The following is a 25,208-nucleotide window of genomic DNA, read 5'->3' on the forward strand; positions in this document are numbered from 1 at the left end:
AATGGGAGACGTTATTGATATATATGGTTTATCACCTTTGCAAAAAGGAATACTGTTTCATACTTTATACGATCAAGATGATGAACATTCTTTTTCCTATATTGTACAAGTAGGTTTCTTGCTCGGGGGGCAATTGGATGTTGCTACTTTTGAAAAAGCTTGGGAATATGTTATTCAACGACATGAGGTTCTGCGCTCAGTATTTGTTTGGGAAGAAGTAGAAAAACCTCTACAAGCAGTTTACGAACGTCTTCCTTTTACTATTCATCAAGAGGATTGGAGTACCTATTCGCATGAGGAGAAGGAGAAGAAATTACAACAGTTTTTGACTGCAGATCGTAGGAAAGGATTTTTATTGGATGAAGCACCATTGATGAGAGTCACTGCGATTAAAGAAGCAAAAGAGGAAACGAGAATTATCTGGACACATCATCATATTTTGCTAGATGGATGGAGTGTGTCATTGGTCTTTAGTGAAGTGATGGAAGTTTATCTCAAGATGATAAAGGGAGAATTGTTGAATCTTCCTAAATCTCTTCCTTATAAAAAATATATTCAATGGATAAATAAACAAGATCAAAGTCAAGCAGAGGAATTTTGGAAAGAAGAATTAAAAGGGTTCTATGCACCCACTCCATTAGCAATGGAAAGAAAGGATCAAGGACAAGAGAAGGGTTATGGAGAGTTTGCTTATCAAGTATCTGAGGAACTTACTGAGAGTTTACAAAAGTGGGTACGAAATAGTCGATTAACGTTGAATACGTTAGTACAAGGTGCATGGGCTTATTTGCTGAGTAGGTATAGCGGTGACAGTGACGTCGTATTTGGCGTAACTAGCGCTGGACGTCCTACTGATTTAATAGGAGCAGAGAATATGGTGGGGCTATTTATTAACACATTACCTACCAGAATTCGATTAACGGATAATGCATCAGTAGTAGATTGGCTTCGTAAAATACAAATGAAAGAAATGGAACGAAGACAGTATGAGTATAATTCGTTGATAGATATTCAAGGCTGGAGTGAGGTTCCGCGAAATTGCTCCTTATTTCATACCTTGTATGTGTTTGAAAATTATCCAATTCAAGGTGAGAGAAATGATGATTTAAGATTACTAGATGTTAAAAGCACGGAACAAACAAATTATCCTTTAACACTCATTGTAATGCCCGGTAAGAAAATTACTTTAAAGTTGATGTATGATCGAAGCTATTTTAATGAAGAAGCAATAAATCGGATTCAGAATCACTTATTGCAAATATTAATTCAGATGACGAAGAGCCTAGATTCAAAACTATTTGAAATTACTCATTTAACAGAAGAAGAACAAATACAGTTACTAGAGGAATGGAATCATACTCAAGTTAATTATTCGGCTGAAGGCATGATTCATACGATGTTTGAGGAGCAAGTAAAAAAAACACCGGAAGCAATCGCGGCTAGTTACGAAAATGAACAAATTACCTATAAAGAGTTGGAGAAGCGTGCAAATCAGTTAGCTCATTATTTACAAAAGCATGGTGTAGGCCCAGAGTCTCTAGTTGGGGTATATATGGAACGTTCATTACAAATGATGATAGCGTTATTAGGTATTCTAAAATCAGGAGCAGCGTATGTTCCACTTGACCCTACTTATCCAGAGAGTCGACTTCGATATATATTAGAGGATGCTGGAATCGAAGTACTAGTGACGGAAGAGAATTCTAAAAATTTGTTTGTATCTGAAAATATAGAAACGATTTGTATGAATAAAGATTACACTGCAATTGAAAAAGAAGAAACAACCCCATGTATAAGTGGTGTAACAGGAGAAAATTTAGCGTATGTTATGTATACTTCAGGATCTACAGGGAATCCAAAGGGAGTAATGATTGAGCATCATTCAGTAATTAATTATCTAGAATGGATGCAACATAAATATCCGCTTTTTGAAAAAGATGTGGTCTTGCAGAAAACGCCATTCTCATTTGATGTCTCTGTTTGGGAATTATTTTGGGGCATTCACGTTGGTGCAAGTGTATCTTTCCTACCTCCAGGTGGAGAAAAAGATCCTTCTATTATAGCTGAAGTGATTAAACAACATCAGGTTACTATAGTTCAATTTGTACCTTCGATGTTATCTGTTTTCTTAGATTACTTCAATCATATTGAATTGAACATGAATTGTTCGTCCGTACGCCATGTATTTTCTGGTGGAGAAGAACTAAGTTCAGGGTTAGTTAGACGTTTTCAACAGAAATGGGATTATAGTGGACAAGTGAAATTAACCAACTTTTATGGGCCAACTGAAGCCACTATTTATGTGAATGCATTTGATATTCAGCCTAATCAAGAATTTGTTTCTATTGGGAAGCCAATACAGAACACGCAATTATATGTATTAGACCAAAATCAACGCTTGCAATCAATAGGAACTGAAGGTGAGTTATATATTGGTGGTGTTGGTTTAGCGCGTGGATACTTAAATCGTCAGAATCTTACTGCTGAAAAATTCATTTCGCACCCATTTCAATTGGGGGAACGACTATATCGAACAGGAGATTCAGTAAGATATCTAAATGATGGAAATATAGAATTTATAGGTAGAATGGATCATCAAGTCAAAATGCGTGGTTTTAGGATTGAACTAGGAGAAATTGAAGCAACTTTAGAAAAATGTTCGTTTATTAAAGAGGCTGTCGTATTAGTTAGAGAAGATCGTCCAGGTGATCAACGATTGGTTGCATATGTAATAAGCGATGGAAATACCGAAGAGTGGAGAGAGTATTTACAAAACCAATTACCGAATCATATGATTCCAGCGCACTTTATAGAGTTAGAACATTTTCCGCTTACTCCGAATGGGAAAATTGACCGAAAGGCCTTGCCAGCACCTGATGAGCAAGCTATTGAAGATTTAAATGTGCTACCTCGGACGCCATCGGAAGAGCTTATTGCCTCGGTTTGGAGTCAAGTGTTAGGAACAGAAAATATTGGCATTCAGGATTCCTTCTTTGAACGTGGTGGGCACTCACTACTTGCTACTCAAATCGTCTCTCGATTGCAAGAACTGTTCCAAATTAAAATTCCATTACGTGAACTTTTCAAGCACGATACAGTGGAAGCATTGGCGAAACGAGTGGATCAGTTACGAAAGGAAGATAAAAAACGAAAGGTTGCTCCTCTTGTACCTATGAAACGAGAAGAAGTTATCCCACTTTCCTATGCGCAGAAACGTCTATGGTTTATTGATCAATTAATGCCAAATAGTGCTATGTACAATATTCATGCAGCGTGTCGCTTAACAGGTAAATGGTCAATTGAAGCATTGGAGGTCGGATGGAATCAATTGTTGGAGCGTCATGAATCATTAAGGACGACAATTCTAGAACAAGAGGGTGAACCTTTTCAACAGGTTCAATCTCATGTGTTCAGGCATATTCCTCAAACGAATCTAACAGATCTTTCTTTGGAAGATAGGGAAAGAGAAATGAAACGCCTTATTCAAAACGAGGCGGAGGAACCATTTCATTTTGGACAAGGTCCTCTGATTCGAACACGAATATTGAAAGTGGACAGGGAAGAATGGGTTCTCATTTGTACGATGCATCATATTATTTCAGATGGATGGTCAATGGGAATCTTACTTGAAGAATGGATGGCTTTTTATGAAGGAGCACTAACCGGAAAACCAGTGGAATTGAAGGAGTTATCTATCCAATATGCAGATTTTGTCATGTGGCAGAAGGAATGGCAAAAAGAGGAGAGTTTGAATCAGCATCTTCAATATTGGAAGGAAGAATTATCTGGGGAACTACCGGTTTTACAATTACCGATGGATCGTCCTCGACCTGCAGTTCAAACCCATCGTGGTGCAAGTCAGTCCTTAATAGTGGCGAATTCCTTACAGGAAAAGCTCAAAGATTTAAGTTTGCAAGAAGGATGCACTTTATTTATGACATTGATGGCAGCGTATCAAAGCTTCCTTTCTCGTTATACAGGACAGGACGACATTATAGTTGGAAGCCCAATCGCTAATCGAAATGTGAAAGAGATTGAGGGATTAATAGGATTCTTTGCAAATACGTTAGTTTATCGAGCTGATTTCAGTGGAAATCCGACGTTCCAAGAACTATTGTCGCAGGTAAGAAAAAAAGCGCTAAAAGCATTCGAGTATCAGGACATCCCATTTGAGAAAGTGGTAGAATCCGTAAAACCTGAACGGAATACAAGTCATTCACCAATATTCCAAACTATGTTTACTTTACAGAATACGAAACAAGAATTTCTTCAGCTATCTGAAAGACAAATGGAACTCATGAAAAGCCATGCTTCTGTTGCCAAATTTGATTTGAGTTTATTTGCTTCTGAGACGGAAGAAGGATTATCACTAACCTTTGAATATAATACTGATTTGTTTAATGATACAACCATTGAACGTATGGCAAGTCATTTTAAACATTGGTTAAATCAAATTGTCTCTCATCCAAAATGTATACTATCAGAACTGAATATGTTATCGAAAGTAGAATATAAGCAACTACTAGAGGAATGGAATGAATCAGCCGTTATAGATATAGAAGATAGTACGATTCATACAATGTTTGAAGAACAAGTGGAAAAAACACCAGAAGCAATTGCAGTAGTGTGCGAAGATGAAGAACTAACATATCGAGAGTTGGACGAACGCTCAAATCAGTTGGCACATTATTTGCAAAAAAATGGTGTAACATGCGAATCATTAGTTGGGATTTGCGTTACACGTTCATCCGAGATGATTGTCGGTCTCTTAGGAATTATGAAGGCGGGAGGAGCATATGTCCCAATTGATCCAGCGTATCCGGAAAGTCGACTGCAGTACATTTTAGAAGATGCTCAAATAAAGGTACTGGTGACACAGGAAAAGTTACAACAAAAAATGGTTATACCTCCATTCGTCAACGTCATTTGTATTGATCGTAATCGAGCAGAAATAGAACAAGAAGTTACTACGGTATGCACGAGTGAAGTGACGGGCGATAACTTAGCCTATATTATCTATACTTCAGGTTCCACTGGAAATCCAAAGGGAGTAATGATTGAGCACAGGAATACAGTAACAATGATTCATTGGGCGCATCACACGTATTCTCGAAAGGAATTAGCGGGAGTATTAGCTTCAACTTCACTATCTTTTGATTTATCCGTTTTTGAAGTATTTGTTCCCTTAACAATGGGTGGTAAGGTGATTGTCGCTGAAAATGCTCTACATCTAGACAAGTTGTCTACCAAAGGTGTGACTTTGGTTAATACTGTGCCATCGGCAGCAAAGGAACTGGTTCGAGCAAAAACAATTCCTTCTTCAGTAAAGGTAATAAATTTGGCTGGAGAACCGTTACCATATCCGCTTGTTCAAGATTTATACGAGAGAAGTACGATTGAGAAGGTGTTCAACTTATATGGACCGTCTGAAGATACTACGTATTCCACGTATATGGAATTAGAAAAGGGTGTCATGCATAGGGTACCACCAATCGGTAAACCAATCTTCAATACAGAAGTATATGTATTGAGTGCTGAACGAAAAATGGTTCCAATTGGTGTAGTTGGTGAGCTATACATTGGTGGATCAGGGTTAGCGCGTGGATATTTAAAACGCCCTGACTTAACGGAAAATCGATTTATACCGCATCCGTTTAAAGAAGACGAGCGAGTATACCGGACTGGAGATCTAGTAAGGTATTTGCCGGATGGAAATTTGGAGTATGTTGGACGAATCGATCATCAAGTAAAAATTCGTGGGTTCCGGATTGAACTAGGAGAAATTGAAGCGACATTACAAAGGCATACATTAGTTAACGAAGCTATTGTGATGGTGCGGGAAGATTATCCTGGCGATCCACGTTTGATCGCCTATGTTGTAGGAGGCGGGGATGCTCAAAAGTGGCGTGATTATCTCAAGGATCAACTACCAAATTATATGATCCCAGCCTATTTTGTTGGATTAAATGCATTTCCACTCACTCCTAATGGGAAAATTGATAGGAAGGCCTTACCAGCACCAGAGAGACAGGAGATAGCAAGTGGTTATATTGCTCCTCGTACGTCCACGGAAAAAACAATCGTTTCGATATGGCATGAAGTTTTAGGTATGGAAAACATCGGAATTCAAGATTCGTTTTTTGAAATTGGTGGCCATTCACTACTCGCTACGCAAGCTGTTTCCAATCTTAAAGAGGCTTTTGGAATCGAGATACCATTGCATGATTTATTTATGTTTCATACGGTGCAGCAATTGGCAGAACAGATTGATCAATTGCTCGATAACAAAAATCAAGAAATGCAGAATGATAGTAAGGAGAATGTAAGTCTTCAAGACTATGTTCAAAAAGAAGCAGAAGTGAGTAATGATGAAGAATTACTGGAACTACTTAAGCAATTAGAGGAGCTATCAGAGGAAGAAGCACAAGGGATATTCGAGAGTAATTTGATTGAGGAAGGGGTAAAAAAATGAGAAGTGATTTACTTGCAAAGCTGAGTTCACTTTCTCCTGAGAAGAGAGCATGGCTTCAGAAGCAAATGCAAAAAAAGGAGAATAAAGAAGCACTCCCGTTGTCTTATGCGCAACAACGTTTGTGGTTTATGGACAGATTTAACCCAAACAGTTCTTTATATAATATTCCAACAGTATGGCATCTAAAAGGAAATTGGATACCTGAAGCATTAGAGAAGGGATTCAATCGACTCATTGAACGTCATGAATCATTACGAACTGTTTTTAAAGAAGTAGGAGAACAGCCTGTGCAACAAATTCTCGAATTTCTTCCTAGAGCATTACCTGTAAGGGATTACTCTCAACTTCCTCTAGAAGTAAAAGAAAAAGAGGTAGATAGTTTAATTGCGAGAGAAGCGCAAGAACCATTTGATTTAATGAATGGTCCTTTAATTCGTAAGCAGCTTGTTCAATTAGAGAAGGATGAATGGTTATTACTGTGTACGATGCATCATATTATTTCTGATGCTTGGTCCATTGGTATATTCATGAATGAATTACTTGCTTTCTATGAAGAAGAAACGGGCGGAAATCCTGCTAAATTAAGTTCACTATCCATTCAATATGCAGACTTTGCGAAGTGGCAAAAGGAGTGGTTGCAAGGTGATGTGCTAAATCGTCAGCTTACGTATTGGCAGGAAGAATTGTCTGGTGAACTTCCTATCTTACAACTGCCAGTGAATCGACCTCGACCGGTTAAGCAGACTTACTCTGGGGCTACGCATCATGTGATTTTTCCTTATAAATTGCTTAGTCAATTGAAGGATATAAGCCGACAAGAAGGATCTACTTTATTTATGACTTTAATGGCCGCATACCAGAGCTTTCTTGCTCGTTATACAGGACAAAAAGATATTCTAGTTGGTAGCCCGATTGCAAATCGGAACCATAAGGGAGTAGAAGGATTAATTGGTTTCTTTGTTAATACGTTGGTTTATCGATCAGATTTGAGTGGCACCCCTACCTTTCGGGAGATTTTGAACCAAACAAAGAAAAAGGCGTTAAAAGCTTACGAATATCAAGATATACCATTTGAAAAAGTGGTAGAAGCTGTGCAACCTGAACGAAGCATGAGTCATTCCCCTATATTTCAGACCATGTTTACGCTACAGAATATAAAACAAGAACGACTAGATTTGCCTGATAGAAGTATTGAAATGGTAGAAAGTAATATGTCTATTGCTAAATTTGATTTGAGCTTAACTGCCTATGAAGTGGAAGAAGGTCTATTCGTCTCATTTGAATACAACACGGATTTATTTGATAGTAGTACCATTGCACGTATGGCAGGACATTTTGAGAACTGGCTAAATGAAATCACGTATCATCCAGATGAATCATATACAAAGCTGTCAATGTTATCAGATACTGAGCAAAAACAACTCCTAGAAGAATGGAATGATACGGACGTAGTTTATGGTCATGATTGTATGATTCATGAGCTATTTGAGCAACAAGTTGCACGGACACCTGATGCAGTGGCGGTAGTTTATGAGGGTGGAAAGCTAACGTATCAAGAACTAAATGAAAAATCGAATCAATTGGCACATTTTCTACAAAAACGAGGTATCGGACCTGAATCATTGGTTGGTATATGTATTGAACGTTCTCCTGATATGATTATCGGTCTCTTTGGGATTTTGAAGGCAGGTGGGGCTTATGTCCCACTGGACCCAAGTTATCCCGAAAACCGCCTGAGATACATTTTGGAGAATTCACAAATTCAAGTGCTGTTAACAAAAGAGGCACTACAGGACTGGTTACCTAAAGATATTCAAGCAATTTGTTTAGATCGGGATCAAGTAATGATTTCTAAAGAGAGTAATTTAGCTCCGGTGAGTGGAGTAACAGCAAATAACTTAGCCTATATTATATACACTTCGGGTTCGACAGGAAATCCAAAGGGGGTAATGATTGAACATCATTCTGTTATAAATCGCCTACAGTGGATGCAGAAAAAATACCCATTGTCTGAGGAGGATACAATCCTACAAAAGACACCGTTTTCGTTTGATGTTTCTGTCTGGGAATTATTTTGGTGGTCATTTGTAGGAGCACGTGTTTGTTTACTTCCACCAGGAGGAGAGAAAGATCCTGCGGTGATTGAGGAGTATATTGAACGATACCGTGTGTCCACCATGCATTTTGTTCCGTCGATGTTATCTACTTTCTTAGATTATATGGAATTATATAATTCGAAAAGGGATGTATCGTCTTTAATTCAAGTTTTTACTAGTGGAGAAGCGTTAAACACTGAACAGGTTCGCCGGTTTAAGGGGATCTTTTACAATGCTCAGCAAACAAAGTTAATTAACTTGTATGGTCCTACTGAAGCAACTGTGGATGTGACTTATTACGATTGTGATTTAGAAAAAGAACCAATGCTTATTCCGATTGGTCGTCCGATTGATAATACAGAGTTGTATGTGTTAGATCAATATCAACAAGTGGTCCCAATTGGTGTGGCAGGGGAACTTTACCTTGGAGGAGTAGGATTAGCACGTGGCTACTTCAATCGACCGGATTTAACTACTGAACGTTTTATTCCGCATCCCTTTAAGGACGGGGAACGATTATATCGAACGGGTGACTTGGTTAGATATATAAATGATCGTAACTTAGAATATATTGGAAGAATAGATAACCAAGTTAAAATTAGAGGATTCCGAATTGAATTGGGAGAAATAGAAGCAGCTTTACATGATCACTCATCTGTAAAAGAGGCAGTCGTGTTGGTGAAGGAAGATCGACCAGGAGATAAGCAGTTAGTAGCTTATGTAGTGGGTGAAGGGGATACTGGGGAGTGGCGTGAATATCTCAAGAAGCAATTACCACATTATATGGTTCCGGCATACTTTTTCCAAATTGAAGGTATGCCACTTACTCCAAATGGTAAAGTGAATCGGAAAGCATTATTGGAATTAGAAGAACAGTTCATAAGTGAAGATATTACTTCATCACGAACACCAGTGGAGGAGCTCATCGTTTCCGTTTGGAGCCAAGTGTTAGGAATAAAAAATATTAGTGTTCAGGATTCCTTTTTTGAAATCGGTGGTCATTCACTACTAGCTACTCAAGTAGTGTCACGTTTACAGGGAATTTTTCAAATCGAATTACCAGTACGTGAACTATTTGAATATACAACGGTGGAGTCACTGGCAAAGCGATTAGAACAGTTACGTAAAGGAGATAAAAAACGAGAGATTCCGCCACTAATACCAATGAAACGAGGAGAAGCTATTCCACTATCTTATGCCCAACAACGTTTATGGTTTATTGATCAATTTACACCTAATAGTGCCCTTTACAATATGCCAATGGTATGCCGTCTTACAGGGAATTGGCTACTTGAAGCATTGGAAACGGGATGGAATCAACTAATAGAACGTCATGAATCACTGCGGACGGTCTTTCAAGAAGTGAATGGTCAACCCGTACAGCAAATTGAACCGTATGCTTTTCAATCAATTCCGAAAACGGATTTAACTATGCTTTCTTCTGAAGATCAAGAAGAAGAAGTTAAACGTTTAATTCAACAAGAAACAGAAGTGCCATTTGATTTAACAGAGGGTCCATTAATCAGGACAAGTATTTTGCACGTGGGAGAGGAAGAATGGATACTCCTTTGTACTCTACATCATATCGTTTCAGATGGATGGTCAATGGGAATCCTACTTGAAGAATGGATGGCATTTTATGAGAAAGCAACGGATGGAAAGGTAGCGGAACTTGAACCATTACCGGTTCAATATTCCGACTTTGCTCAGTGGCAAAAAGGATGGCTAAAGGAGGAGGTGCTTGATCAACAACTCCAATACTGGAGGGAAGAATTGTCTGGGGAGCTTCCTGTACTCCAACTTCCTGTGGATCGCCCGCGTCCCGCAATACAAACTCATCACGGGTCGACATACACTATGGTTCTGCCAAGCACGCTACATGATAAATTGAATGAACTTAGTCGAAAAGAAGGGGCTACGCTCTTCATGACGCTTTTAGCTGCATATCAAAGTTTTCTATCTCGTTATACGGGACAAGAAGATATTCTGGTCGGAAGCCCAATTGCGAATCGGAACTATAGAGAAATTGAAGGACTAATTGGTTTCTTCGTTAACACACTGGTTTATCGAGCTAATTTGAGTGGTAGACCGACATTTCAAGATGTACTGTATCAGGTTCGTCAAAAGGCATTGAAGGCGTATGAATATCAAGATATTCCATTTGAAAAAATTGTAGAAGTTGTGCAACCGGAGCGAAGTACAAGTCATTCGCCAATCTTCCAGACTATGTTCATCTTGCAAAATATGAAACAAGAGTTACCGGTGTTATCTAGTAGAAGTATTGAAATGATAGAAAGCCATAGTCCAATTGCAAAGTTTGATTTAAGTGTAATGGCAGTTGAGACGGAAGAGGGATTACTTTTTACTTTTGAGTACAATAAGGATTTATTCAATGCTACTACTATTGAACGGATGGCAGGACACTTTGAGAAATGGCTACATGAAGTTTCTCATCGCCCACAAAATCCGTTGCATGACCTGAGCATGCTATCAGAACCCGAACGTACTTTGTTATTAGAAACATGGAATGACACTGTAATGGAAATGTCTCATCAGGGTCTTATTTGCGACAGATTTGAGGAGCAAGTAGCAAGGCGTCCGGATGCGATTGCGGTATTTGATCAAACAAAACAGTGGACTTATGGTGAACTGGATACACAAGCAAATCAGTTGGCAAATGTTTTACGGCGAAAGGGAGTAGCCCCAGAGTCAGTGGTAGGAGTTTATCTTCCGAGGTCAGCTGAGCTAATGGCAAGTTTACTAGGCATTTTAAAAGCTGGTGGAGCTTATGTTGTTTTAGATCCGTTATATCCAAAATCAAGGTTAGAATACATGATTGAAGATGCAGGAATTCAATTTGTAGTGACGGCGGAAGGACAAGAAGGACATTTCGCACACGTCGAAATGGTGAGGTTAGAAGAACTAACAGTGGAAAGCGTAATCGCACCTACACGTCAAATAAATCCAGAGAACTTAGCCTATATTGTTTATACCTCTGGTTCTACAGGAAAACCGAAGGGTGTCATGGTTGAAAATCGCTCATTAATGAATATGGTTTCTTGGCATCAAGAAGTTTATCATATTTCAGCAGAGGATCGTGCGACTCAGATTGCAGGGGTTGCTTTTGATTCGGCTGTCCAGGAGATTTGGCCGTATCTAACTGCTGGCGCAGCACTCTACTTGTCAACAGAGGAACTGAGAATTAATCCAGAAGCACTAAGGGACTGGCTCATTGATTCACGAATAACAGCTAGTTTTGCACCTACGCCTATTCTGGAAAGACTCTTGAAATTATCTTGGCCAGATAAAATGGATCTTCGTTTTATCATTACTGGTGGGGATCAATTAACGCAGTATCCATCTAGCGATATTCCTTTTGCGGTAATTAATCAGTATGGTCCATCGGAAAATACCGTTGTTACTACAGATTGTTACGTACCTGTAGGGGTGACAACAGGTACGCCATCGATTGGTCGACCGATTGCGAATACAGAAGTTTATGTGTTAGATTCTCATCTTCAGCTAGTACCAATTGGTGTAATTGGAGATCTCTATATTGGAGGGAAGAGTCTTGCACGTGGATATGCTAATCGTCCGGATCTTACAAAGGAAAAATTTATTCCACATCCTTTCAAGTCAGGAGAACGTCTCTATTATACAGGAGACAAAGCAAGTTATCTTTCTGATGGTAATCTCCAGTTCCATGGACGTATAGATGACCAAGTAAAAATTCGTGGTTTCCGGATTGAATTGGGAGAAATAGAAGCTGTTTTGCAGGCACATTCTTCTGTGAAAGAAGCAGTTGTATTGGTACGAGAGGATAATCAAGGTGATAAGAGATTAGTAGCTTATGTAGTTGGTGAAGGAAGTGTCCATGAATGGCGAGAACATCTACAAACACATTTACCAAATTACATGGTTCCAACAAACTTTATTGAGATGGAATTTTTACCACTTACACCGAATGGAAAGCTTGATTTGAAGGCATTGCCTATACTTAGTGAACAATCCGCTGAAAATACTGTATACCCAAGAACTCCGCTGGAAGAACTTATTGCTTCAGTGTGGAGTCAAGTGCTAGGAATAAGAGACATTGATGTTCAGGATTCATTCTTTGAGCTCGGTGGTCACTCTCTACTTGCTACACAAGTGGTCTCACGCTTACAGGAAGTCTTTCAAATCAAATTGCCAGTACGTGAACTGTTCGAATATTCAACGGTCGAAGCATTATCGAAACGAATAGATCAGTTACGTAAGGGGAGCGAAAAACGAGAAATTCCACCATTGATGCCGATGGAACGAGGGGGAAATATTCCACTGTCTTATGCCCAACAGCGCTTATGGTTTATTGATCAATTTGCACCTAATAGTGCACTTTATAATATGCCAATGGCATGCCGTCTTACAGGGAATTGGTTACCTGAGGCATTGGAGTTGGGATGGAATCAGTTGATAGAGCGTCATGAATCTTTGCGGACTGTATTTTATGAAGAGGATGGCCATCCTATGCAGCAGATTCAACCGTACGTTTTCCGTCCGCTTCTGCAAATGGACTTAACTAAGCTTTCATTAGAGGAGCGAGAAAGAAAGTTGGAGCAATGGATTCAAACTGAAGTCGAATCTCCATTTGATTTAGAAAAAGGGCCATTGTTCCGTGGGAAACTCATAAGAATTTCAGAAGAAGAATGGGTTCTTCTGTGTAATATGCATCATATTATCTCAGATGGATGGTCGATGGAAATCTTGCTTCAAGAATGGATGGCATTTTATGAGAATACGATTGGTGAAAAACAAGCAGAGCTGGAACCACTACCAGTTCAATATGCCGATTTTGCTCAGTGGCAAAGAGAATGGTTGAAAGATGAAGTACTATATCAACAACTTGCGTATTGGAAGGAAGAATTATCCGGTGAGTTACCAGTCTTAATGTTGCCAATGGATCGTCCGCGTCCGCCAGTGCAAACCCACCATGGATTAACTCATAATGTTTTGTTATCGCGCTCATTACTGGATAAATTAAACGAACTAAGTCGTCAAGAAGGGGCCACACTTTTCATGACCTTATTGGCATCGTATCAAAGTTTCCTTGCTCGTTATACGGGACAAACGGATATTATTGTTGGCAGCCCAATTGCAAATCGAAATTATCGAGAAATTGAAGGGCTGATTGGTTTCTTTGTCAATACATTGGTTTATCGCGCTGATTTAAGTAATGCACCGGCATTTCAAGAGTTGTTGTCTCAAGTGCGGATAAAAGCATTGAAGGCGTATGAGTATCAAGATGTTCCGTTTGAGAAAATTGTAGAGGTTATCCAACCTGAACGAAATACAAGCCATTCTCCGATTTTCCAAACCATGTTTACTTTGCAAAATACGGGACAGAAGCTACCAGAACTACATGGAAGAAATATAGAAGTAATGGAAAGTAATGCTCCTATCGCTAAGTTTGATTTAAGTTTAACTGCTGCAGAAGTGGAAGAGGGTTTATTACTTACTTTTGTTTATAGAACTGATTTATTTGACAGCTTAACTATTGAATCCATGGCTGAACATTTTGGGAACTGGTTGAATGTAATCGTGGAGAATCCTGATAAAGCATTAGCTAAGTTGCCTATATTGTCAGGATTACAGCAAAAACAGTTGGAGGAGTGGAATAATGATGCTGTAGCATATCCACAGGAAAGTACAATTCATCAGCTGTTTAAAGAGCAAGTAAATCGTACACCTGATGCGGTAGCAGTGGTAGATGAAAAACAGCAGTTAACGTATCGAGAGCTGAATGAAAAAGCTAATCAATTGGCCCACTATCTTCAGCAATGCGGGATTGGGAATGAATCATTGGTTGGACTTTGCTTTGAGCGTTCAGTTGAGATGATTGTTAGTATTATGGGGATTTGGAAGGCTGGAGCAGCCTATGTTCCATTAGACCCATCATATCCAGAAAGTCGTCTACGATATATTTTGGAGGACACTGGAATTCAAGTATTAGTTACGAACGAGTCATTGGAAGACTGGATACCTAAAGAAATCAAGATAGTTTGTCTAGATAGGGATCAAGCAATGATTTCACAAGAAAGCATTCTTTCACCAAAATGTGAAGTAACAGGAGAAAACTTAGCGTATGTTATCTATACTTCAGGATCAACGGGGAATCCAAAGGGTGTCTTGATACAGCATCATTCTGTACTAAACTTGTCGCATGGTTTACAAAAAGAAGTTTTCGAACATGAGATACCATCTAACATGCATGTCGGTTTAAATGCGTCAATTGCCTTTGATGCATCTATCCAGCAATTACAAATGCTGCTTTATGGTTCAAGTTTGTATATTATTCCGAATGAAGTACGAAGTGATCCGGAGCAGTTTGTAGCTTATATTAGGGAGAACAAGTTAGAAATCTTTGATATAACACCTTCATTGCTTCAATTACTTATAGATGCCGGATTGTTAGAAACGTGTGATGGCGTTCATGTTCCAAGTAAGGTACTGGTTGGTGGTGAAGCAATTATGCCGTCATTATGGGAACAGCTAGTAGAGACTGATAAAATACAGTTTTATAATGTATATGGTCCTACAGAATGTACGGTTGATGCAACATGCTATCATATCAAAAAAGATAGTAAGAGAGTAACAATTGGGCGTCCATTGCCTAACGTCCAAACTTATGTATTAGATAGTAATAGGTTGCCAGTTCCAGTTGGTGTGATGGGGGAACTTTATATCGGAGGAGTAGGTCTAGCAAAGGGGTACTTGAATCGTCCAGAGTTAACATCCGAACGATTTATTTCTCATCCATTCAAAGAAGGCGAGAGGTTATATAGAACAGGCGATCTTGTGAGATATCTTCCTGATGGTAATATAGACTACTTAGGAAGAATGGATAATCAAGTGAAGATTAGAGGATTTCGAATCGAACTTGGGGAGATTGAGTCGACTTTACAAGAGCATGACTTGGTAAAAGAGGTAGTTGTAATAGTTAGGGAAAATCAGTCGGGAGATAAGAGGTTAGTAGCTTATGTAGTGGGCGAAGGTAGTGTAGAAGAATGGCGAGAGTATCTTAAAACAAAACTGCCAATCCATATGATACCTTCCTACTTTGTCGAAATGAAAGAATTACCGCTAACCATAAATGGAAAGGTTGATCGGAAATCGTTACCTATACCAGATTATCAAGGAATACAAGAAGGCTACGCGGCCCCAAGAAATGAACGTGAACATAAGCTTTCTATCATTTGGGAACGTGTGCTAGGTTCAAAACGTATTGGTATTTATGATAACTTTTTTGAAATTGGTGGAGATTCAATTCTTAGCATTCAGATTGTCTCTCGCGCAAAGCAAGCTGGTTTACAGTTGACACCAAAACAACTATTTGAACACCAAACGATTGCTGAGTTGGCGCAAGTAGTCAAAGAAGAACAAGGTGTACAAGCTGAACAAGGAATTATAACTGGAGAGACGATACTTACACCTATTCAGCAAAGGTTTTTTGCACAAAATCATCCTAATCCACATCATTGGAATCAATCCATGTTCTTTAGAACGAAAGAAAAATTGGACATAGGATCACTGGAAAAGGCAGCGCGTAACCTTCTACTTCATCATGATGCCCTGCGTTTAAGATATGAACGTTTACCTAATGGGACTTGGGAACAGTGGAATGAAGGAATTGAAGAACAATTGATGCTGACTGTCATTTCATTAGACGAAGTGCCGGAAGCGGATTGGCATGAAGTTATTCAAAAAGAGATTAATGTTGCACAAGAAAGATTGAATTTACATGATGGTCCTTTAATGAGAATGGTGTATTTTGATGAAGGTGAGGAGACTGGTCGATTATTTTGGACAATTCATCACTTAGCCGTGGATGGTGTTTCTTGGCGAATTTTATTGGAAGATTTGCAAACAGCATATACGCAAGCGGTCCAAGGGCAAAAAATTCAATTACCTATGAAGAGTACATCTTTTAAAGAATGGTCGGAGAAATTACAACATTACGCTCAAACTGGAATATCAAAAGAAGTGCTACATTACTGGGAGCAGCAGGTTGAACAAGACGTAGTTATACTGCCAGTAGATGGTACTATAAGTAATCCAGTAAGCGCAGTAACTGAGGAAATTACTGTGGTGTTAAACGAGAATGAGACCCGTATGTTATTGCAAGAGACTTTAAGCACTCACCGTGTCCAAATCAATGAAGTATTATTAGCAGCATTGGTACAAGCTACAGCAGCATGTACGGGGCAGCCGATATTAAGCGTAGATTTAGAGGGACATGGTCGAGAAGAGATTATTGAAGATGTTGATTTATCGAGAACCGTGGGATGGTTTACAAGTATTTACCCAGTTCATTTAAATATTACTAATGCTAATACGCCAATTGCAGCATTAAAAGCAGTTAAAGAACAAGTTCGCAAAATTCCTAATAAGGGTGTTGATTATGGGGTGTTGCGTTACATGAACACAACAATGTGTGAGCCATTAAGCTCCCAATATACACCGTCTATTAGTTTTAACTATCTTGGACAATTTGACCAAATGTTTTCTAGCGATGCAATGTTTATTCCAGAGAACAAATTTAAGCGTTTAGATCATGCTGCCGGTTCCAAGCGATCGCATGTAATTGATGTAATTGGGGTTGTAACGGATGGAAAACTTCAGTTCACTTGGGTATACAATGTTGGACAATTTGCCAAATCAACGATTCAAAGTATTGCACAGAATATGCTATATCAACTGAGTAGATTGATTCAATCTTCAGATAGAGAATCTGCACTGACCATTTCGGATTTTGCAATGGCTAATCTTAGCCAAGAAGGTTTGACAAATGTACTAAATAAAATGCATCGTGGAAAGAAAAATCAGATTACTGATTTATATCCACTATCACCTTTGCAAGAAGGTATGATCTTCCACACATTGCATGATCAAGGGGATGAACATGTTGCACCGTATATAGTGCAATTGAGTTTTATGATTCAAGGGGAAATGGATATTCCTACTTTTGAGCAGGCTTGGAAATCTGTAATTCAGCGGCATGAAATTTTTCGTACAGCATTTGTTTGGGACGAAATTGAAGAGCCTGTACAAGTGGTGTATGAAAATATCCCATTTAAAGTGAACAAAGAAGACTGGAGTACAATGACAAGTGAAGAGATAGAAGAAAAAAGAAAAGTCTTTTTGGAATTAGATCGAAAACAAGCCTTCCAATTTGATAAAGCACCATTGATGCGGGTAACAGTCATTCAAGAAGGTGAGGAAGAATATCGGATTGTTTGGACACATCACCATATTTTACTGGATGGATGGAGTTTACCATTGGTCTTTAATGAATTACTTACAGTCTATCAGAAGAGAATGAATGGAGAAGCTGTAAAGTTACCTAAATCCTCACCATATAAGAAATATATCCAATGGCTCAGAGAACAAGATAAGGAGCAGGCGGAACAATTCTGGAGAGAGAAGCTAAAAGGTTTTACTGCACCAACTTTACTGGGCTTAGAAAATAAAGAGGAAGAAAAAGGTTACACAGAGAAGGTTACGTATTTATCAGAAGAGCAGACTCAAGAGTTACAAGGATGGGCGAAACGAAATAAACTTACTTTGAGTACAGTAATTCAAGGTGCATGGGCATATCTCATGAGCCGATATAGTGGAGAAAATGACATTGTCTTTGGTGTAACAAGCTCAGGGCGTTCTACGGAGATTATTGGTGTTGAAAACATCGTAGGTCCTTTCATTACAACGTCACCGACGCGAATTCAATTGATTGATGATATAAAAGTAATAGATTGGTTGCAGAAGTTACAAGAGGAAGAGTTAGAAAGAAGACAATATGAGTATGCTTCTTTGACAGAGATTCAGGGGTGGAGTGAGGTTCCTAGAGGTACACCGCTGTTCAATTGTTTATATGTGTTTGAAAATTATCCAGTGAAAGAAGAATCTTCAGAAAATCTGGAAATTGGTGAATTGAAAGGGGAAGAACAAACCCACTACCCATTAGGATTGGCTGTAGTTCCAGGAATCCAGTTATCGTTAAAGTTAATGTATGACCGTAGTAAGTTTAATAGATTAACCATTGAACGAATGCTGGGTCATTTACACAAAGTGTTAATGCAAATGCTCAAAAACATTGATCAAAATCTATCGGAGCTAGTATATATTACGGAGGCTGAACAAAGAAAGCTATTGGAAGAATGGAATAATAATGCTATATCCTATCCACGTGAGAATGTAATTCATCAACTATTCGAAGAGCAAGTAAATCGTACACCTGACGCGGTGGCAGTGGTAGATGAAAAACAGCAACTAACGTATCGAGAGCTGAATGAAAGAGCTAATCAATTAGCCCATCATTTACAGAAATGTGGAATTGGGACAGAGTCATTAGTTGGCCTCTGCTTTGATCGATCAGTTGAGATGATTGTTGGTCTCATGGGAATTTGGAAGGCTGGAGCAGCCTATGTTCCATTGGATCCATCGAATCCAGAAAGCCGCCTGCAATATATTTTACAAGACACGGGAATTAAAGTGTTAGTTACAAATGAGGTATTACTAGGATGGATACCTAAAGACATCAAGACAGTTTGCCTAGATAGGGACCAAGCAATGCTTTCTCAAGAAAGCAAACTTTCACCAATATGTGAGGTAACAGGGGAAAACTTAGCGTATGTTATCTATACTTCTGGTTCGACAGGGAATCCAAAGGGGGCTTTAGTACAGCACCATTCTGTAATAAACCTATCCTATGGTTTACAAAAAGAAGTTTTCTCACATGACATACCTAGTAATATGCGCGTCGGTTTGAATGCGTCAATTGCCTTTGATGTATCTATTCAGCAATTACAAATGTTGCTTTATGGTTCAAGTTTATATATTATCCCAAGTGAAGTTCGCACTAATCCGGAACAATTTGTGTCCTATATTAGGGAGAATAAATTGGAAATGTTTGATATGACACCTTCATTACTTCAATTACTTATAGATGGAGGATTGCTAGAAATAAGTGCTGATGTTCATATACCAAGTAAGATATTAGTCGGTGGTGAAGCAATCATGCCGTCATTATGGGAACAGCTAGTAGAGACCGAAAAAATTGATTTTTATAACGTATACGGTCCTACAGAATGTACGGTTGATGCAACGTGTTATCATATCAAAAAAGATAGTAAGAGAGTAACAATTGGACGTCCGTTGCCGAACGTTCAAACTTATGTATTTGATAAAAATTTGTTACCTGTTCCAGTTGGTGTAACAGGTGAGCTATATATTGGGGGTGCAGGTATAGCGAGAGGATACTTGAATCGCCCAGAATTAACAGCAGAGCGATTTATCCGTCATCCATTTAATGAAGAAGAACGTTTATATCGTACGGGAGATTTGGTTCGTTATTTACCTGATGGTAATTTAGATTACTTGAGAAGAATTGATAATCAAGTGAAAATTAGGGGCTTTCGTATTGAACTTGAAGAGATTGAAGCGAGTATAGAGAGGCATCCATTGGTAAAAGAAGCAGTAGTTTTGGTAACAGAGGATAAATTAGGAGAGCAGAGATTGGTTGCTTATGTAGTTGGAGATGGTAGTATGCATGAGTGGCGTGAATATCTCAAGACAAAAGTACCAAATTATATGGTTCCCGCTCACTTTATTAAGGTAGACGAGATTCCTCTTACAACAAATGGCAAAGTTGATCGAAAGGCATTGAACAATTTAACTATTCATAGAGAAAATAACTTCTCTACACCAATCATTCCAAGGGATGAAATTGAATATCAGTTGATTGAAATCTGGCAGGATGTGTTACAGATAGAAGATGTCTATGTAAATGATGATTTCTTTAATAGAGGCGGACACTCTCTCCTTGTAATTAAATTAGTTTCAAAAATTAAGGAGAAGTTTGGAAAAGAGATTAAGGTGTCTACATTGATTAAGAATCCAACAGTGGAAGGAATCGCATGCCTTATTCGTGATAAGCATGATATGACGAAATCAGTAGTAGCGCTAGTTCCACTACAAGAATCAGAGAAAAGACCTTTCTTCTGCGTTCATCCGTTTATGGGGAATGTATTCTGTTACATTCAACTAGCAAGATTGCTTAAGAACCATTGTTCATTTTATGGTTTACAGAATCCTCTTATAGAAAAGAAAGAAATTGACGAGTTAACTTTGCCGGAAGTAATTCAACTTTACATCGAAGAAATAAAACGTGTTCAGCCAGAAGGTCCATATCGTCTTGGAGGATGGTCTTTAGGCGGTGCAATTGCTTATAAAATCGCAACTGTACTAAAGAATCAAGGTGAGGAAGTTGAGTTGTTGATACTAATGGATACTAAAGTACCTTCAGAGCAGGACTATAAAACAAGAGAAGAAATGCTCTCATATATATATGAGCATTTCATTCCTAGAGATTTTACTGAGCAGGAAGAAGGCCTCATCCATAAACAAGATATGCTTGTGGAGCGATTAATTATGGAGGGAGTACTCCCGCCTGATGCAGATCTTATGAATTTGAAGCAAGTTATCAATGCTCATAGGAAATGCCTGAACTTAATGGCAGAGCATGATTTAATACCATACTCTGGAGAAGTTCTCTACTTTAGTGCTGAGGAAGGAAAAGAGTTGTTTACAGATTGGGGACCTTTATTAAAAGGAAGAGTAAATAAGTATTCTGTCCCTGGATCACATGAGGAAATAGTAGACTTCCCCGCAGTTGAAAAGATAGCTAAGTACCTATTAAATGAATTTGAAGGGATAAAAGAAACATCCCTTTCATTAACTGAAAAGTAGAGAGTGCAAAAGATGCAACGCAATGAACGAAAAGGGGAGACCAATACCTGCATGCATATCAAGTGTAGGGAATAATGAATATATTAAGAGCATTACTTTTTAAGGGGATAATGTAAAAAGTAATTGGTAGAGACATAGAAATCTTTGTAATAGAAGCGAATGCCTGATGATATTACTGAGGAAAGGTGCATATTTTCATTGATATGTAAATATGCACCTTTCCTATTGTATATGCAATTTAGTAATGTGAATTTGAATTTATGTAACGTTCATATATGAAGTAATTCTTTAAAAAAGGACGTGATTTATCATACAAATTCAAGCTGTGAAAATACCAAAGAATATTGAAAGTCATTTGTTTAAGCAACTTAGTAACTTAGTTTCAAATGAGAAGAAAGAACGAATGAAGCGTTTATTAAATTCATGCGACATTAATAGGACCCTGATAGGAGATTTACTAATCCGATCTCTAATCTGCCAAAAGTATAAAATTAATAATGAAGAAATTAAATTTATATATAATGAGTATGGAAAACCTTTTGTTGAAAACTTTTCTGACTTTCATTTTAATCTGTCACATTCAGGAGAATGGGTGGTTTGTACTACTGCTAAATTTAATGTGGGTATTGATATAGAAAAGATTTCAGAGATAGAGGCTCTTAAATTAGCAAATGAATTTTTTTCAGAGGAAGAATTTTATGATATATCTAATATAAATTCTGATGAACAAATTAATTATTTTTATGATTTATGGACATTAAAAGAAAGTTATATAAAAACGATTGGAAAAGGGCTTTATATCCCGTTAAATTCATTCTCTATAAAAAAAGAGTCACCAACTTTAATTTCATATAAGTATATACCTCAAAACTTTTACTTTAGACAATATAACATTGAGCCAAATTATAAGGTATCTGCTTGTGCAACAAGGGATGAATTTCCGCAAGAGATAATAATTAAAGACATTTATGCAATTTTCCAAACTATATACAAATTTGAAAGTAAGGAGAAAATCAATGCAGAAGACTAAACTTTTTTGCTTTCCACATGCTGGGGGATCCGCGTTTAGTTACGCAAAATGGAAAAATTACTTTAATCCATATATTGAGGTAGTCCCGATAGAGTTAGCTGGTAGAGGATATAGAATTGAAGAAAGTTTGTACGGAAGTATGGAAGAAGCGGTAAATGATGTCTATAATAATATCGTTATGCAGATAGATGATTCGCCATATATTTTATTTGGGCATAGTATGGGAAGTTTGATTGCCTATGAAGTAGCTAGAAAAATACAAGATTCTAAAAGCGTATTGCCTAAATTTCTTGTCTTATCCGGTAGAAATCATCCAAATAGTAAAATAAAAAACATCCGACATAATCTTTCTAACGAACAATTTAAAAGAGAAGTTATTGCAATGGGAGGTACACCATCTGGGGTACTGCAATCAGAAGAATTAATGGAGATTTTTCTCCCTATTCTAAGAGCAGATTTTAAAATCGTTGAGACGTATATTCATGACAAAAATACACAACCATGTGATATTGATTTTCTTATATTTAATGGGGAAAATGATGAATTTACTACATATGATCAAGTAATAAAATGGGAACGATACACAAGTAAAACGTGTACTTTTCATTCTTTTGAAGGTAATCATTTCTTTCTAAATGAAAATATTGAAGAAATAGCAAATAGTATTATAGGAAAGTTTAATTTTAAAAGATTATCAACTAGTTTTTAGAGATTTTCTTTGATCATCAGACAGTCGTTGGATAACTGGTGAGTTAATTGATGCAATTTGTGGATCTTGCTTATAATGCTAATTGTAAGTATTATGTACTTTAAAACCAAAACTTTCCCAATTTAATGTTGAGAAAGTTTTGGTTTTTATTATTCTAGTAGTAATCACTTTTTAAAGTTATAGAAATTTAAAAATAAAGTATTGTATACATGTAAGTATGATTAAAAATGCAAAGTTATAAATGCTAAATTTAATGAAATACGCCTTACTCTCTTTACCATTGGCCTGAATGAATAGTTTATAGGAAATTACACTGGCTAAAGATGCGATAATTGTTCCAAGCCCTCCAATATTTACTCCTAGTAATAAAGCTTTCCAATCAGAAGTAAAGTTTGATAGAAGAATTGAAGTAGGAAAATTGCTAATCAATTGACTCAAAAATATGGAACTAAAGAAGACTGAAGTATCTCCTCTTAAATTAGCGCGAGCAAAGGTCTCCAGCGCATCGGAATGAGAAATATTTCCAATGAAAATAAAAAAACAGACAAAGGTTATTAGCAGAAAGTAATCAACCTTTAATAGTAAGTTTCTATCTAACGTAAAAGCTGCCATCAATGTAACTATTAGCGCAATGTAATAATTAATGAAACCAAAAATAGATGCAATGATAGTGATAAGTATCAAAATCCAGATGGTAGCTTTTTTTCGATTCTTCACGGTAATAACAGGTAGTTCTATTTTTAAATCTGTTTTTTGAAGTTTTTGAGTAAATATAAACAACAAACTAATTCCAAGTACAGCTAAAAGCAGGATTGAACCTAAAAATGGGATGAGCTTAATTCCATAGTAAGAATATAAGTATAAATTTTGTGGGTTTCCCATAGGCATCAAGCTACTACCGATGTTTGCCGCAATTGTCTGCAGGATGATTGTATCCATCATGTTCATTTGTGTTTTTTTACTAATGACAAGTGTTATTGGTACAAAAGTGAGGAGAGCGACATCATTTGTTACAAACATGGAGCAAATAAAGCATAACAAAATTAGAATAATAGATATTGACCTGCTGTTATTGCATTTATTTAAAATCGCAACGGCAAGTTTGTCTAATATCTTTAGCTGTTCCAAGGCCTTAATGGCCACCATTAGATTAAATAAGCTAATTAACACTTCAAAGTTAACATATTCGATCTTTGGCGAATGTATTAAGCAGCTTACAATTGCTAGTATCAGTGAAATGGTAAGTACTAAATCCTTTTTTAAAAATTGGAATTTCATAAGGAGTCTTTTTTTATTTTGAACAAATACTATTTCTTTCACAATACACCACCTGTAATCTATGTTAGTAAATATACGTTTTTTGGGATAACTCGATATTGTTAGAAAAGAGGATGTCATAAGGTCCTAAATAAGAGTTTTGTAATGTTTCATCCCTTCAACAAAATCATTTTTTTCTTAGTGTCTTTAATATTGTAAATATGTGCAATATAGACGAACCCAACTAGGGGGATTAATTGAGAAACCAAATGTTTTTTGTATGATACCATAAATAAATTAAATGTTTTATTTTTTAAATATTCTTATAATATCCTGTTGATTCTTGATTTCAAATACTTTATATGAACTTCTAAAAGAGAAAAAATATGCATGTTTTTATGAAGAAAATAGAGGCTTGTCAGAGATCAGGTAGAACAGCATCCGCGACGTTTGGATACTGTATAAAATTCACAAAATCTCACTGTTTTTTTAGATGAAAAATCTTAAAATATTTTTTGGTTTTTATAAAAATCTGTACTTTTTCGTAACATTCTGTACTTTTAATTATAAATTAAAGACAAGCTTCTCTTAGTTGAAGATTGAAAGCGCTTTATAGATTTTTCGTGAAGTTTTTACCTAGCCTATTTTTGAGATTAGTAGTGAGAAAGGAGATATTTCCATGTTCTTGAGAAAATTAACAAAAAACCACTTAATCACTATTGATTATTATGATTTAAATCACCGGTAAACGAAACAAACATAATAGTACAACAATGTTAGTGGATAAAAATATTAGTTTGCAGAAAGGGGGAGAGCATCCGTTTGTATAAGCGTTAAGTACTTCAAAATTTCAGTTTTATG

General features: G+C 37.3%; 5 protein-coding genes. 4 read left to right on the plus strand and 1 reads right to left on the minus strand.

Going from position 1 to position 25,208, the window contains the following annotated elements; translation table 11 throughout:
* Position 1: 1 nt before the first annotated feature.
* The 4 genes from MHH27_RS12495 to MHH27_RS12510 all read left to right on the plus strand — a co-directional run bounded on the left by MHH27_RS12495 (position 2) and on the right by MHH27_RS12510 (position 23,090).
* Entirely contained in the window at positions 2-6,472 is a 6,471-nt protein-coding gene (locus MHH27_RS12495) for an amino acid adenylation domain-containing protein (RefSeq protein ID WP_340942751.1), read from the plus strand.
* Positions 6,469-21,351 carry a non-ribosomal peptide synthetase gene (locus tag MHH27_RS12500; protein WP_340942756.1) on the plus strand — a complete coding sequence of 4,961 codons (14,883 nt, stop codon included), beginning with the start codon at positions 6,469-6,471 and terminating at the stop codon, positions 21,349-21,351. Before MHH27_RS12495 ends, MHH27_RS12500 begins: the two co-directional genes overlap by 4 nt.
* Before the next feature lie 325 nt (positions 21,352-21,676).
* On the plus strand, positions 21,677-22,381 hold the full coding sequence (locus tag MHH27_RS12505) for a 4'-phosphopantetheinyl transferase family protein (RefSeq protein WP_098251394.1): 705 nt from the start codon (positions 21,677-21,679) through the stop codon (positions 22,379-22,381).
* A complete protein-coding gene (locus MHH27_RS12510) occupies positions 22,368-23,090 on the plus strand; it encodes a thioesterase II family protein (RefSeq protein WP_340942758.1) in 723 nt (240 codons plus the stop codon). The genes MHH27_RS12505 and MHH27_RS12510 overlap by 14 nt, the downstream gene beginning before the upstream one ends.
* A gap of 177 nt (positions 23,091-23,267) precedes the next feature.
* Here MHH27_RS12510 and MHH27_RS12520 read toward each other — a convergent pair whose 3' ends face one another.
* The gene (locus MHH27_RS12520) at positions 23,268-24,410 is read right to left on the minus strand and encodes an anion transporter (protein ID WP_098251395.1); all 1,143 of its coding nucleotides are present in this window, start codon (positions 24,408-24,410) and stop codon (positions 23,268-23,270) included.
* Between the last annotated feature and the right edge of the window lie 798 nt (positions 24,411-25,208).

The sequence above is a fragment of the Bacillus sp. FSL L8-0152 genome (assembly GCF_038006365.1).
In the GTDB taxonomy this organism is placed as follows: Bacteria; Bacillota; Bacilli; order Bacillales; family Bacillaceae_G; genus Bacillus_A; species Bacillus_A cereus.

Bases quoted from the DNA above. Each gene is read 5' to 3' on its own strand.
- MHH27_RS12495 (WP_340942751.1), top strand. From the start codon at position 2: ATGGGAGACGTTATTGATATATATGGTTTATCACCTTTGCAAAAAGGA.
- MHH27_RS12500 (WP_340942756.1), top strand. From the start codon at position 6,469: ATGAGAAGTGATTTACTTGCAAAGCTGAGTTCACTTTCTCCTGAGAAG.
- MHH27_RS12510 (WP_340942758.1), top strand. From the start codon at position 22,368: ATGCAGAAGACTAAACTTTTTTGCTTTCCACATGCTGGGGGATCCGCG.